Source organism: Sphingomonas horti (assembly GCF_009753715.1).
In the GTDB taxonomy this organism is placed as follows: domain Bacteria; phylum Pseudomonadota; class Alphaproteobacteria; order Sphingomonadales; family Sphingomonadaceae; genus Sphingomonas_B; species Sphingomonas_B horti.
The window spans coordinates 1-13534 of record NZ_WQMS01000009.1 but is presented as its reverse complement, the minus strand read 5'-3'; the positions used below and the strand labels follow the sequence as shown (position 1 = coordinate 13534).

Below are 13534 nucleotides of genomic sequence, written 5' to 3'. Positions count from 1 at the left end.
AACGGGGTGGCCGAGGCAATCGCGGGCTGGGGAACCGAACCCTCCATATTGATCTTCGCCGATCGCGAACATGACCGGGCCGCAGCTGCGGCGGCGGCGCGCGGCATCGGTGCGCGAGTGATCGGCGCCGAACCGGTCGCGGATGCGCTCGACCGGCTGGGCCGGCAGGCCAATGTCGATACGGTCTATATCGAGCTGTGCGACGGACCCGCCGGGTCGTACGATCGGCTGCTCGACTGGACCGATCAGGCAACGCGCGACGGCGCTGCCGCCGCTGTGCTTTCGATGCCGCATTCGCTGATCGACGAGGTCTGGGCGCGCGTAGAGGGCCCGGGGATCACCCTGCTGTGCGATGCCGGAGCCGAGGAACGTGCGGCCGCGCTCGCCCTCGCGCTCGCCCGCCGCCGGCACAAGGTCCACGACCGCAGCGTCGAAGCGGAGGCGGAGCGCCTGCGCCGGTTGAGCGAGGAAGTCGCGCGGATCGCCGGCGCGCTCGCCGACCTGACCGACTCCGCCCGGTCCGCCGGCTATTTGCCGCAGGGCGCGCCGCCCGACGCCGACGGGGAAGCGGAGATCGACGCGGACAGCGTGCGCAACCTGATCCGCATCCGCCGGCTCCGCGATCAATTCTTTGCCCGCGAGCTCTTTGCCGATCCGGCCTGGGACATGCTGCTCGATCTGATGGCGGCGCGGCTGGAGCAGAGCCGGGTGGCGGTTTCCAGCCTGTGCATCGCCGCGGCCGTGCCGGCGACCACGGCGCTGCGCTGGATCCGGGCGCTGACCGAACAAGGCCTGTTCGCGCGCCGCGCCGACCCCGCGGACGGGCGGCGCGTCTTCATCGAGCTCTCGGACGCGGCGGCCGAGGCGCTCGCCGCCTATTTCCGCGCCGCCCGCCAGATGGGGCTGCTAATATGAAAATCCATGAACCTTCTTTGGCGTCGCACGGACCTTGACGCCAGCGCCGGTTCCGGGCCTTGAGCGGCGGTGCCTTCCGACCACGCCCTGACCGCGACTGGCCTTGAGAAGCGATTCGGGCACAAGCTGGCCGTTGCCGGCGTCGACCTGGCGGTCCCGCGCGGCTGCATCTACGGCGTGCTCGGGCCGAACGGAGCGGGCAAGACCACGACGCTGCGGCTGCTGCTCGGCATCATTGATCCGGATGCGGGCGAGCGGAACGTGCTCGGCGCATCGCGCCCGCGCGAGGTGAGCGATCGCATCGGCTATCTGCCGGAAGAACGCGGTCTCTATCCGTCGATGAAGGCGCGCGAGGCGATCGCCTTCATGGGGGCCCTGCGCGGGCTCGACTGGGCAGAGGCGCGGCGGCGCGGGGTGGAGATGCTGGAGGCGGCCGGGCTCGGCACCGCGGCAGGGGAAAAGATCCGCGCGCTGTCCAAGGGGATGGCGCAGCTGGTCCAATTGCTCGGATCGATGGTGCACCGGCCCGAATTGCTGGTGCTCGACGAGCCGTTTTCCGGCCTTGATCCGGTCAATCAGGAAAAGCTGGAGGCGCTGATCCTGGCGGAGCGTGATCGCGGCGCCACGATCCTGTTTTCAACGCACGTGATGGCCCATGCGCAGCGCCTCTGCGAGCGGATCGCGATCATCGCCGGCGGCAAGCGCCGGTTCGAAGGCACGGTCGACGAGGCGCGCGCGCTGCTGCCGATGCGCGCGCACCTGGTGCCGCGCTCCGGCAATGGCGACACGCGCAGCTTCCTGCCGGCCGATGCCGTAGCCCTGGGCGATGGCTTCGAGTTCGAAGTCCCGCCCGAAGGCATCGAGCCGGTGCTGGCGCGGCTGATCGAGACGGGACACGGGGTCGCGGGGCTGTCGATCGAGCGGCCGGGACTGCACGAAGCATTCGTCAAGCTGGTGCGGGAAGGGGAGGCCGAAGCGTGACGCGCTTCTTCGCCCAGGCGCTGGTGATCGCGCGCCGCGATTTCAGCGCGATCGTGCTGACGCCAACCTTCCTGATCTTCCTGCTGGCGCCCTTGTTCATGCTCGCGGTCGCAACGATCGGCAGCCTGGGCGCCGTGCACGTCGTCGAAGGCAGCCGGGCGCGCGCGGTCGTCATCGCCGCGCCCGAGGCGCTGCCCGACCTGCGCGCGGCCGAGCAGCGATTGCGGCGGGTCTCTGGCACCGACCCCGGGCCGCCGCCGGTGTCCTTCGAAGCGCCGCAGCCGGACTCGGCCGGGCAGGTGCGCGCTCTGCTCGGCCGTGACGATGTCTCGGCCGTCCTGTCCGACGGGCAAGTGTTCCATGCCGCGAAGGGCGCGCGCGACGCGGATTATCTGGCGCTGCTGGCCGGCGCCGCGTCGGGTGCGCAGCCGGAGCTTCGGACCATGTCGGTGGCGACGCGCGGGCCCGGCGTCCACTCCCGCAATGCGGCGGCCTTCGGCGCCGTCTTCGCGATGTTCTTCCTGTCGCTGCTGCTCGCCAGCCAGGCAATCAGCATGCTGGCCGAGGAACGGAACAACAAGGTCATCGAAATCCTCGCGGCGGCGGTGCCGCTGGAAGCCGTTTTCCTGGGCAAGCTGATCGGCATGCTGGGCGTCGCGCTGCTGTTCACCTTGTTCTGGGGCAGCGTCGCGGCCATCGCTGCGTTCGGCGGGCTGGGCGGCTTCAGCTTCGACGCGATCGCGCCCGCCACCTCATTGGTCAGCTTCGTGCTGCTGTTCCTCGGCTATTTCATGCTGTGCTTTCTGCTGCTGGGCGCGGTGTTCCTGGGGGTCGGGGCGCAGGCCGGGACGATGCGCGAAATCCAGATGCTGTCGCTGCCGGTCACGATCTTTCAGGTCGGCATGTTCGCGCTGGCGAGCGCCGGCGCCGGGGCACCGGATTCGACGCTGGGCGTGATCGCGGCGGCGTTTCCGTTCAGCTCTCCGTTCGCGATGGCCGGCCGCGCCGCGATCGGCGTTCCGGGGTGGCAGCACGTCCTGGCCTTCGCGTGGCAGATCTTCTGGCTCGGCGTGACGGTCACGGTCGCGGCGCGCCTGTTCCGGCGCGGCGTGCTCAAGTCCGGAGGCGGCCGCCGAGCCTAGGGCAGCCGCCGGCCGCGCCGGGATTCGCGATCGATCGACATCAGGATGCCGATGCAGATCATCACCGTCATCACCGCCGACCCGCCATAGCTGACCAGCGGCAGCGGAATGCCGACCACTGGCGCCAGCCCCATCACCATCATCAGGTTGATGCCGACGTAGAAGAAGATGGTCGTCGCCAGCCCCGCGGCGGTCAGGCGCGCGTATTTGCTGCGGGCATTGTGCGCCACCTGCATGCCCCAGCGGATCAGCAGGAAAAAGGCGAAGATCAGGAACAGCCCGCCGACCAGACCCCATTCCTCGGTCATCGTCGCGAACACGAAGTCGGTCTGGCGCTCCGGCAGATAGTCGAGCCGGCTCTGGGTGCCCTGCAGGAAGCCCTTGCCGAACAGCCCGCCCGAGCCGATCGCGATCTTGGACTGGCTGATGTGATAGCCTTTGCCGAGCGGATCGCTTTCGGGGTTGAGGAATATCAGCACGCGGTTGCGCTGATAATCGTGCATCAGACCGAACGCGATCGGCGCCGCCGCGGCGGCAGCAAGCGCGGAGCCGACATAGAGCCGCAGCGGCAGGCCGGCGAGAAAGGTGACCGTGAGCCCGCCGAAGGTGATCATCAACGCGGTCCCGAGATCGGGTTGGAGCATCACCAATCCGGCGGGCACACCGATCAGCAGCGCCGCCGGCCAGATCGCGTGAATCGTCCGAAGCTGCCCGGCCGGCAGCATGCCATAGAATCGGGCGACCGCGAGGACGATCGCCGGCTTCATCATTTCGGATGGCTGAAGGCGAATGATGCCCAGATCCAGCCAGCGCTGGCTGCCGCCGCTGATCCCGCCGATCGCCTCGACGCCGATCAGGGCCAGCACCAGGACGCCATAGATAGGGAAAGTAATGGCCTTCCAGGCGCTCTCGGGCACGCGCGACAGAACGATCGCCATGCCGAGGAACATCAGGAAGCGCACGCCCTGGCCGAAAGCCCAGGGCGTCAGGCTGCCCCCGGCCGCCGAGTAGAGCACGACAAGGCCGAAGCCGCCGATCGCGAGCACCAGCAGCAGCATGCCCCAGGGGAGCGCCGCAAGCGGCGCCGGAATGATGCCGCCCTGCTTCAATCGATCGCCGCCGCGGCGTTGGCGCCCGGGTCGGCGGGTGTCGGCGTGGAGGTGGGCAGCGGGCCGGGCGTCGCCTTGGCCAGCTTCCATGCCTCGGCCTTGGCCGCCATCCGAGTGGCGATGTCGCCGCCCCAGGTCGGCTCGACCTCTAGCAGGCTCCGCATCGCGCGCTCTCGGTCGAACAGATAGGTCATGATGTCGCGGCCGGTCAGCGGCGTGTCCAGGTTGCGCACCGTGTGGCCGCCATGTTCCAGTACGACCGCTGCTGCGTAGCGAGGATTATCGGCCGGCGCGAAGCAGATGAAATGCGCATGGTCGCGCATCCGGAACGGCAGCGCCGCATTGCTGAGCACGCCGCCCGCCCGCTCCGCCATCGTGATCCGCCGCACCTGGGCGGTGCCGGTCTTCGCGGCCAGGGCAACGCCAGACACCTGCATCCGCGCCGCACCACCGGTGCCGCCCTCATTCACCACGCCATACATGGCGTCGCGCACGAGCGCGAAATGCTCCGCAGTATACGGAAGGGCGGCAGCCGGCTTGCCATGGCCGTGGAAAAAGGATGGAAGCAGCTGGCGCCCGCACGCGAGCCGTGCCGCCATCACTGCCATCTGGAGCGGATTGACCAGCACATAACCTTGGCCGATCGACGCGTTCAGCGAGTCCGCGACGGTCCATTTCTGCTTGTATTTTCGCAGCTTCCAGCTGCTGTCCGGGACGGTGCCGTAACGCTGCGAAGGCAGCGGCAGCTCGAATTCCTGACCCAGCCCCATCGCCCGCGCGACCGGGGCGACGCGATCATAGCCGAGCCGCCGCACCATCTCGTAAAAATAGATGTCGCAGCTCTGCATGACCGCATGTTTCATGTCGAGCGGGCCGTGCCCGCCCCGCTTATGGCAATGAAACACGCCGCTGCCGACGCGCATCGCACCCGAACAGACGACGCGGTCATTCGGATCGACACCGGCCTCAAGCAGCGCGAGCGCATTCATCGGCTTGACCGTCGAACCCGGCGGATAGAGGCCGAGCACGGCCTTGTTCATCAGGGGAATGTGATCGTCGTCCGACAGCATCTTCCATTCGTCGCGGCTGATGCCGTCGGAAAAGCTGTTCGGATCGTAGGAAGGCATCGAGACGAAGGCGAGCAGGCCGCCCGTCGCGACGTCGATCACGACCACCGAGCCGGAGTTCGTGCCGAGCCGCCGTGCCGCATAGGCCTGCAGGCCGGCATCGATCGTCAGCTTCAGGGTATTGCCGGGAATGTCGCTGCGTGTGGTCAGTTCCTTGACCAGCTTGCCGCGGGCGGTGACCTCGACGCGCTTGGCGCCGGGCGTGCCGCGCAGCATCGGCTCCATCGTCTTCTCGAGCCCGTCCTTGCCCACCTTGAAGCCGGGCGTGATCAGCAGCGGGTCCTTGGTTTCGTCATATTGCTTGGCGGAGGCAGCGCCGACATAGCCGACCAGGTGGCCGACCGCCGCGCCATCGGGGTAGAAGCGCGAATAGCCGCGCATGGGCGACACGCCGGGCAATTCGTTCAGCCGCACGCTGACGGCCGCGAATTTTTCCCAGTCGAGGTCTTCGGCGACCTGGACCGGCTTGAACCCCTGCGCTTCTTCCAGATCGTCGCGAATGCGCTCCATTTCCTCGTCCGGCAGCTGCAGCAGCGCCTGGAGGTCGCCGAGCACCTTGTCCTTGTCCACGATCCGGTCGGGGATCAGGTCGACCCGGAAATCGGTTCGGTTGATGGCGATCGGTTTGCCGTTCCGGTCGACGATCCAGCCGCGCCTGGGCGGGATCAGCGTCAGATTGACGCGGTTGCTCTCCGACAGCAGGGCGTAGCGTTCGTTCTCCGCGATCGACAACCAGGCGAGGCGGCCGGCCAGCAGCGCGCCGACACCACCCTGAATCCCGCCCAGCAGCAGCGCGCGGCGGGTGAAGGTGAAGCTCTGGCTCGCTTCGGTGACGACTTTCTTCGGCCGTTTCACCGCAGGCGCCAGGCGTCGAGCCGCGCGCACAGGCGTGCGACCGCGGGAAAAAGAAGCGTGGATGCAAGGATTTGAGGCATGATCGCCAAGATAGGCGCTGCGCCGCCCGCGAACAGGGCAAGAAAATAGCCCGCCAGCAGACAGGCCGTGATCGCGGCCGCGGCGACCAGCCAATCCTGCACGTAGTCGCGCCACAGCACCGACCGCTCAGAGGCTTCGATCGCCAGGAAGGCGAGCGTCCAGCACAGCATCGCGCTGCCGACCGGCTGCCCGCTTATGAGGTCGTCGAAGAAGCCGAGCGGCAGCGGCGCCCATACCGCCCAGAAGCCCGGGCGCAGCAGGCGCCAGGCGAGCAGCACCATCAGCCCGAACGGCGGCACCACCGGCGCCTGCGCGATCATCGGCAGCAACGCCGGCACGAGCGACCCGGCCATGGTCGAGACGATCGGGACCGCGCGCGCCTTGACGCTCAGCACCGGCTGGTAGCCGCGATAGGTGAGGCTGCGGCTCATTGGCCGGGCGCGGGCGGCAGCACCCGCCGCTGGATCTCGACCTGCGGCTGGTAGGGAGGCTCGACGATCGCGAAATCCAGCGCCGCGGGATCCGCGACCGGCAGCGCAAGGAAGCTTTCCCGGGTGGTTCGCGCGATGATCGCGACGGGCACGTTGGGCGGGTACACGCCGCCCGCGCCGGAGGTCACGAACACGTCGCCGCGCTTGAACGTGATGTTCTCGGCGCCAAGCGCGCGAATGTCGATCAACCCGTCACCGGTGCCGGTCGCGATCGCCGGCGTTCCGTCGGGCACGCGACGCACGGGAACGATCGTGCCGCCGTCAGTGATCAGCGCGACGCGGGCGCTGACCGCGCCGGCGCTCGCGATGCGGCCGACCAGCCCGCCCGGGCCCCGCACCGGCATCCCGTTGCGGACGCCGTCCAGGTAGCCGGCGTTCAATATGGCGTAGCGGCGGATGCTGGATCCGGTGGAGCTCACCAGCCGCGCGACCGCGACTGGCTTCGCGCCGCGCTCGGTGATGCCGAGCAGCCGCTTCAGCCGCGCATTCTCGAACGCCAGCGCGCGCGCTTCGATAAGTCTGGTCTGGTTCGCCTTGGCTTCCGCCTGGAGCTCCCGGACCTGGCCCGCCGCATTGACATAGGAGCCGATGGTCCCGCCCGCGTCGCTGGACCGGTCCACGGCCCAGCGCCCCGCCGATGTGATCGGCAGCGTCGCGTCGCTGATCGCTCCCTTCAGCGCGCCGAAGCCGTTCGGATCCACGGCCGAGAGGATCAGCAGCAGCAGCGCGACCGCCGCGCCCGACACGGCAGTGACGTAGCCGAAGAACAATCCGTATTGCGCCCGGCGTGAATATCCGGGCCTGCGGTTGGAAGGGCGCGCCAAGCGGGCCTCCCCGTTGTCAGGCGGTCAGCAGGACGCCCCGGAACACCGGGTCCTCGAGTGCGCGGCCGGTGCCGAGAGCGACGCAGGTCAGCGGATCGTCGGCAACGGTGACCGGCAGCCCGGTTTCGTCGCGCAACACTTCGTCCAGCCCTTCCAGCAGCGCCCCGCCGCCGGTGATGACGATGCCCTGGTCGACGATGTCGGCAGCGAGCTCCGGCGCGGTGTTTTCCAGCGCGATGCGCACACCCTCTATAATGGTGCCGACCGGCTCCGACAGCGCCTCGGCGATCTGGCCCTGGTTGATCTCGATTTCCTTGGGCACGCCGTTGACCAGGTCGCGACCCTTGATCTGGATCGTCTTGCCGATGCCGTCCGCGGGCGGCTTGGCGGTGCCGACGTCCTTCTTGATCCGCTCGGCCGTAGCTTCGCCGATCAGCAGGTTGTGGTTGCGGCGGACATAGGAGGCGATCGCCTCGTCCATCTTGTCGCCGCCGACCCGCACCGAGGTAGTGTAGGCGAGGCCGCGCAGGCTGAGCACCGCGACTTCGGTGGTGCCGCCGCCGATATCGACGACCATCGACCCGATCGGCTCGGTTACCGGCATGTCGGCGCCGATTGCGGCCGCCATCGGCTCCTCGATCAGCCACACCTGCGAAGCGCCCGCGTTCGACGCCGCATCGCGGATCGCGCGGCGCTCGACACTGGTCGAGCCCGAGGGCACGCAGATCACGATCTCCGGCCAGCGCGGGAAGCGCCGCTGCCCGTGCACCTTGTGGATGAAGTGCTTGATCATCTGCTCGGCGACGTCGATGTCCGCGATCACGCCGTCGCGAAGCGGCCGGATCGCCTCGATGCTGCCGGGCGTCTTGCCCATCATCAGCTTGGCGTCGTCGCCGACCGCCTTCACTTTCTTGACGCCGTTGATCGTTTCGATCGCGACGACCGACGGCTCGTTCAGGACGATGCCGCGCCCGCGCAGATAGACGACCGTGTTCGCGGTGCCGAGATCGATCGCCATGTCATGCGACATGAATTTGAAGAAACGCGAAAAGAGCATTTTCGTCCCGCTCTGAAACAGAATCCCTGGGGCACTATACCCGCCAGCGGCCTTACGGGAACCACACTTAGCTTGATTTTTCGTGAGCGCCGGGTCGCGGGATGCGGCCGCTTGGGCTAGAGCGTTCACCATGTCAATACGGCGCCTGCCTTCTCACCTCGTCAACAGGATCGCCGCCGGTGAAGTGGTCGAAAGACCGGCCAGCGCGCTGAAGGAGCTGATCGAGAACGCGATCGACGCCGGCGCGACCCGAATCGGGGTGCGACTGGGCGGCGGCGGGATCGATTTGATCGAGGTCGTCGATGACGGCTGCGGCATGGCCCCCGACGAGATGCGGCTGGCGCTGGAGCGGCACGCGACGTCGAAGCTTCCGGACGACGCGATCGAGGCAGTAACGACGCTTGGCTTTCGCGGCGAGGCATTGCCCTCGATCGCGAGCGTGGCGCGCCTGACGCTCGAAAGCCGGGTGCGGGGCGCAGACGGCTGGTCGCTCTCGGTCGACAATGGCGAGGTGGTGGGGGAGGGGCCGGCGGCGCTGCCGCCCGGAACGCGGGTTCGTGTCGAAGGGCTGTTCGAGCGAGTGCCGGCGCGGCGCAAATTCCTGCGCTCGATCCGTGCCGAATATGCGGCCTGCCTCGATGCGGTGAAGCGGCTGGCGATGGCGCGGCCAGAGATCGGCTTCTCGCTGGAGCATGATGGGCGCAAGCTGCTCGGCGTCGCACCGGGTGACAGCGCGCCGGCGCGGGTCGCCGCGCTGACCGATCGCGAGCTGCCGGATAACAGCGTCGGCGTCGATCTGGTCCGCGAGGGGCTGCGGCTGGGCGGCGTCGCCGGCCTGCCGACGTTCAGCCGCGGCATCGCCGATCACCAATATCTGTTCGTCAACAACCGGCCAGTGAAGGACCGGCTGCTCGCAGGCGCGGTGCGGGGCGCCTATGCCGACCTGCTTGCCCGCGACCGGCACCCGGTGGTCGCGCTGTTCCTGGAGGTCCCGGCCGATCATGTCGATGTGAACGTCCACCCGGCCAAGACCGAAGTGCGGTTTCGCGATCCAGCGCTGGTGCGCGGGCTGATCGTCAGCGGCCTCAGGCGCGCGCTCGACGAAGNTCGTCAGCGGCCTCAGGCGCGCGCTCGACGAAGCCGGGCATGCCAGCGCGCGGCCGGCGGCGGTGGACGTGCTGAGCGGGTGGCAGGCACCGCAGCTTGGTCATTTTCCGCCGGAGACGCGCTCCGGCGAAGGCCGGAGCTCTGCGTGGGACGCGCCCACGGCTCCGGCCTTCGCCGGAGCGCCGGGTTTCGGTGGCGTCTCCGACAACCGCACCTTCTTCACCGCCCTCCCGCAAGCGCGTGCCGAACCTGCCTATTCTCAACCTCCGGAGCACCGCGCCTTTCCCCTCGGCGTCGCACGGGGGCAGGTCGCCAACACCTATATCGTCGCGGAAGCCGAAGACGGGCTGATCCTGGTCGACCAGCACGCCGCACACGAGCGGCTGGTGCTGGAGCGGATGAAGGCGGCCGCGGCGAATGGCGGCGTCCGGTCGCAGGCGCTGCTGCTTCCCGAAGTGGTCGAGCTCGACGAACCCGCCTGCGACCGCCTCGAATCGCGTCTGGCCGAACTTGCTGGCTTCGGCCTGGAGCTGGAGCGCTTCGGCCCGGCCGCGATGCTGGTCCGCGCGACCCCGGCGCTGCTCGGCCATGGCGACGTGCACGGCCTGGTCCGCGACCTCGCCGACGAGCTCGCCGCGTTCGAGCAGACGTTGAGCCTCAAGGAGCGGCTCGACCAGGTCGCTGCTACGATGGCGTGCCATGGCAGCGTGCGCGCCGGCCGTGCGCTTTCGGTCGCCGAAATGAACGCGCTGCTCCGCGAAATGGAAGTGACGCCGCACAGCGGTCAATGCAATCACGGCCGCCCGACCTGGGTGAAGCTGGCGAAAAGCGACCTGGAGAAGCTGTTCGGGCGAAAATAGCGCCGAAATTCCGTGTCGTCCTTGCTCGGCGAAAGGACAGTTTTTGACAGCGAACCGCCGGCTCTGCGAAACGTTATTCCTCACCATAGGAGGAGAGGAATGAAATCCGTATTGTTTGCGTGCGCCGCTGTTGGCGGTCTCGGCGCCGCCCCTGCCCTCGGCCAGGCCGCGCCGGCTGCCGAAACGACCGAGGCGAGCCCGGCGCAGATCGTCGTCGGCACCCCGGTGATCGATCCGAGCGGAGCTGCGGTCGGGACCATCTCGTCGGTGGGGCCGAATTATGTCGTGCTCAAGACGGACAAGCATGAGGTCCGGCTGTCGAAGGACTCGTTTGCGTTTCGCCCCAAGGGCTTGACCTTCAGCATGACCAAGGGCCAGCTCAACGCGCAGGTTGAGCAGAGCGTCGCGAACCTGGACGAATTGCTCAAGCCGGGCGCCATGGTGCATGACCGGCAGCGGGCGATGGTCGGCACCATCGAGGCAGTCGAAGGCGACCTGGTCACCTTGAAGCTGGCGAGCGGCGCGATGGTGCGGCTGCCGAAATCCGGATTTGCGCCCGGCCCGAACGGCGTGGTGATCGGCATGACCGCCGAGCAGCTCCAGGCCCAGCTTCCGGCGCCTGGTGGCGGCTGACGGAGTGTAAGGCACCGGCTCGCCCGGGTGCAGCGAAGGACGGGACATGCCGGCACTTCGGCTTCTGATTACGGGCCGCGTCCAGGGTGTCGGCTATCGCGACTGGACACGGCGGGAGGCGGTCGCGCTGGGCCTCTGCGGCTGGGTCCGCAATCTGCGCAACGGCCGCGTCGAAGCGGTGGCGAGCGGCACTGACTTGGCCCTGGCGCGCTTCGTCAGGGCGCTGCGGGAGGGACCCGCGCTGGCCCGGGTCGACAGCGTCGAGCAATCGGCTGCGGAAGACGTTTCAGATCCCGGCTTCGAGGTCAGGTCCACGGCCTAGCCGGGCCGGCCAGCGGCTGGGATCGAGCGGCTCGAGCCGGTCGATCCGCGTTTCGGTCATGATCCGGTCGGGTTCGACGCTGACGCTCGACCACGGAAGCGCGTGCAGCGTCTCGCCAAGCCCGCCGACGCCGCCCGTGCCGACGACAAGATATTCGATATGTCCGTCGCGGCAGCGCGCCATCGCATCGACCGTGGCGCCGACCGTCTCGCCGGTGCGGGAGAGGAGAGGCGTGCCGGTCAGCGCCGAGACCGGGAACAGCGTCGGCGCTTGCTGCCGTTCGCTTGCTTCCGCCGCCGTGCGGGCGCCTTCATCCAGCCGGGCGCGGCGCCCGAGCCAGCGCCAGACGCCGACCAGGTTGACCGCGATCAGGAACAGGTTCTGCCAAACCAGGTTGGGCTGGCCGGTCGTCGCGCCATAGCCGGTCCAGGCAAGCGAGCCGATCGTGAACACGACGAACCCCCAGCCGGTCACGCGCGTGCCCACGTTGGCGGCCGTCATGCAGGCGGCGATCGTCGTGGCGATCGGTGCGATCCAACTGGCAAGTTGCTCCATCGAAGCCGCGAACCCGCAACGTCCGCGACTGTTCCGCAACAGAGGAAGGCGCGGAACCGCGATAGAAACGGAACCGGAACCAGTCAGGACGGTTGAGCCGACGAAAATAACAGGTCGCTCGCGACGTCGACAGGGAACAAAGGGATGGCTCAGTATCAAGCGCGGGGTGCGCAACTTCAATTCTCTGCTGCTGGTGTGCAGGGAGGGCAGGGTTTGGCGCGTGTCGTCGGCCTTCGGGACGGTGGATTCAGTGTGACCTGGATCGGCGCCGACTCGGATCGAACAATGTTCGACGGAGACATGTTCGCTCAGGTGTTCGACTCGAACCTTGCCCCGGTATCACCCAACCCCTTGCAGCTGATCACCGATACCGGACCGTCCAACAGCTACCCGGTCAATTATGCTACGACGACGCTCCAAAATGGCGGTTTTGCGGTCTTCAGCACCGACAACGCGAACTACAATGCCGTAGATGCTGCAAACAATCGCGACGTAGCCCTGCGCTTGTACGATGGCAGTGGCGGGGTCGTCGGCCAGCCGCTCTACATCGGGGCATCGACGATCCTCGGCGTCACCGTTACCACCCTAGCCGACGGGCGGTTGGTTGCCGGTTGGCTGGACAATGGGGGCGTATTGCGCGCTCACTATGTTTCAGCCCAAGGTGACCTGGTCGGCTCGACTCTGACCCTCGACACCCCAGCGTCCAATCTGCTGGCCCGGCCGGATTTCTCCTCGCTCGCTGATGGCGGCTGGGTGGCGACCTATGTCGTCCAAGGAGAGAATACCGCTCGAGCCATCTTCTTCGATGCGCAGGGCCATGCGTCGCCATCCCAGGTGATTGCGACAAATCTGACCAACATCGAAGGGGTTCAGACATATCAGCTTGCTGACGACCGCGTCATCTTCGTCTGGGCCGAGCAGGCTCCGGCGCAGCAACTCGAAATCCATGGTCAAATCTATTCTGCGAACGGTTCTGCATTCGGCTCCGAGTTCACGCTTTCGACCGTGGCCTCCTCTGTCACCAGCGTGACCGGCCTTGCTGACGGTGGGTTCGCCGTTGCACTCGAGCCCGCGGCTGCCGGGCCGCTTGAGGTCAAAGTGTTCGATTCCATCGGCCGGCAGAACGGTGCCACCCTGACCTTCAATGACGCGCTTGAGCCATCGATAAGCACGCTGGCGGACGGCGGGTTCGTCACTGTTTGGAAGGATGCAAATACTGATCAGTTTCACGCTCAGGCCTTTCAGGCGATCGCCGCGGGCGACCTGATGCTGACAGGCGATGGTTCCGGTAACGTCGTCGTCGGCCAGGAAGGCAACGACACCTTGCAGGGATTGGGCGGCGCCGATCAACTCTACGGCAGTGTCGGCAATGACCATCTTTATGGCGGCGATGGCGACGACGTGTTGGACGGGGGATCGGGCTTTGACATTCTGGACGGCGGCGCGGGTGTTGATCGCACGTCCGGCGGCTTGGG

The 13534-nt window shown here is 67.8% G+C and carries 12 protein-coding genes and 2 pseudogenes; 8 read left to right on the top strand and 6 right to left on the bottom strand.

The window, feature by feature from the left end; genetic code table 11:
* Nucleotides 1–6 precede the first annotated feature (6 nt).
* The 3 genes from GON01_RS17335 to GON01_RS08425 all read left to right on the top strand — a co-directional run bounded on the left by GON01_RS17335 (nucleotide 7) and on the right by GON01_RS08425 (nucleotide 3038).
* On the top strand, nucleotides 7–915 hold the full coding sequence (locus GON01_RS17335) for a winged helix DNA-binding protein (protein WP_157026936.1): 909 nt from the start codon (nucleotides 7–9) through the stop codon (nucleotides 913–915).
* A gap of 69 nt (nucleotides 916–984) precedes the next feature.
* Nucleotides 985–1896 (top strand): ABC transporter ATP-binding protein, encoded by a 912-nt coding sequence (locus GON01_RS08430; protein ID WP_181600076.1) that lies wholly within the window; start codon nucleotides 985–987, stop codon nucleotides 1894–1896.
* Entirely contained in the window at nucleotides 1893–3038 is a 1146-nt protein-coding gene (locus tag GON01_RS08425) for an ABC transporter permease (protein WP_309503534.1), read from the top strand. Before GON01_RS08430 ends, GON01_RS08425 begins: the two co-directional genes overlap by 4 nt.
* On the opposite strand, the gene rodA is transcribed toward GON01_RS08425, so the two are convergent.
* The 5 genes from rodA to GON01_RS08400 form a co-directional block, all read right to left on the bottom strand.
* Nucleotides 3035–4096: a rod shape-determining protein RodA gene (gene rodA / locus GON01_RS08420; RefSeq protein WP_408640912.1), complete on the bottom strand. Its 1062-nt coding sequence runs from the start codon at nucleotides 4094–4096 to the stop codon at nucleotides 3035–3037. The genes GON01_RS08425 and rodA overlap by 4 nt on opposite strands.
* A 47-nt stretch (nucleotides 4097–4143) precedes the next feature.
* Nucleotides 4144–6129 carry a penicillin-binding protein 2 gene (gene mrdA / locus GON01_RS08415; RefSeq protein ID WP_181600074.1) on the bottom strand — a complete coding sequence of 662 codons (1986 nt, stop codon included), beginning with the start codon at nucleotides 6127–6129 and terminating at the stop codon, nucleotides 4144–4146.
* A complete protein-coding gene (gene mreD, locus GON01_RS08410) occupies nucleotides 6126–6641 on the bottom strand; it encodes a rod shape-determining protein MreD (protein ID WP_157026934.1) in 516 nt (171 codons plus the stop codon). Before mreD ends, mrdA begins: the two co-directional genes overlap by 4 nt.
* Complete coding sequence (gene mreC / locus GON01_RS08405; RefSeq protein WP_232328743.1) at nucleotides 6638–7471, bottom strand: rod shape-determining protein MreC; 834 nt, start codon at nucleotides 7469–7471, stop codon at nucleotides 6638–6640. The genes mreD and mreC overlap by 4 nt, the downstream gene beginning before the upstream one ends.
* 70 nt (nucleotides 7472–7541) lie before the next feature.
* A complete protein-coding gene (locus GON01_RS08400; RefSeq protein ID WP_157026932.1) occupies nucleotides 7542–8582 on the bottom strand; it encodes a rod shape-determining protein in 1041 nt (346 codons plus the stop codon).
* 130 nt (nucleotides 8583–8712) lie between these two features.
* On the opposite strand from GON01_RS08400, the pseudogene mutL reads away from it, so the two are divergent.
* From mutL to GON01_RS08385, 4 genes and pseudogenes are all read left to right on the top strand, one after another.
* Nucleotides 8713–9688 (top strand): annotated as a pseudogene (mutL, locus tag GON01_RS16955) (DNA mismatch repair endonuclease MutL); the annotation flags it as partial.
* A 1-nt stretch (nucleotide 9689) separates the two neighbouring features.
* Nucleotides 9690–10549, top strand: a pseudogene (locus tag GON01_RS16950) (DNA mismatch repair endonuclease MutL); the annotation flags it as partial.
* A gap of 99 nt (nucleotides 10550–10648) precedes the next feature.
* Nucleotides 10649–11182, top strand: a complete 534-nt coding sequence (locus GON01_RS08390; RefSeq protein ID WP_157026931.1) for a hypothetical protein — start codon at nucleotides 10649–10651, stop codon at nucleotides 11180–11182.
* A gap of 46 nt (nucleotides 11183–11228) precedes the next feature.
* Nucleotides 11229–11504 carry an acylphosphatase gene (locus GON01_RS08385; protein WP_157026930.1) on the top strand — a complete coding sequence of 92 codons (276 nt, stop codon included), beginning with the start codon at nucleotides 11229–11231 and terminating at the stop codon, nucleotides 11502–11504.
* Here the strand turns inward: GON01_RS08385 and GON01_RS08380 are convergent.
* Complete coding sequence (locus GON01_RS08380) at nucleotides 11469–12059, bottom strand: PRC-barrel domain-containing protein (RefSeq protein WP_157026929.1); 591 nt, start codon at nucleotides 12057–12059, stop codon at nucleotides 11469–11471. The two genes, GON01_RS08385 and GON01_RS08380, sit on opposite strands and share 36 nt — an antisense overlap.
* A gap of 144 nt (nucleotides 12060–12203) precedes the next feature.
* Here GON01_RS08380 and GON01_RS08375 point away from each other — a divergent pair.
* The coding region (locus tag GON01_RS08375) for a calcium-binding protein (RefSeq protein ID WP_408640910.1) at nucleotides 12204–13534 on the top strand (1331 nt) is incomplete at its 3' end.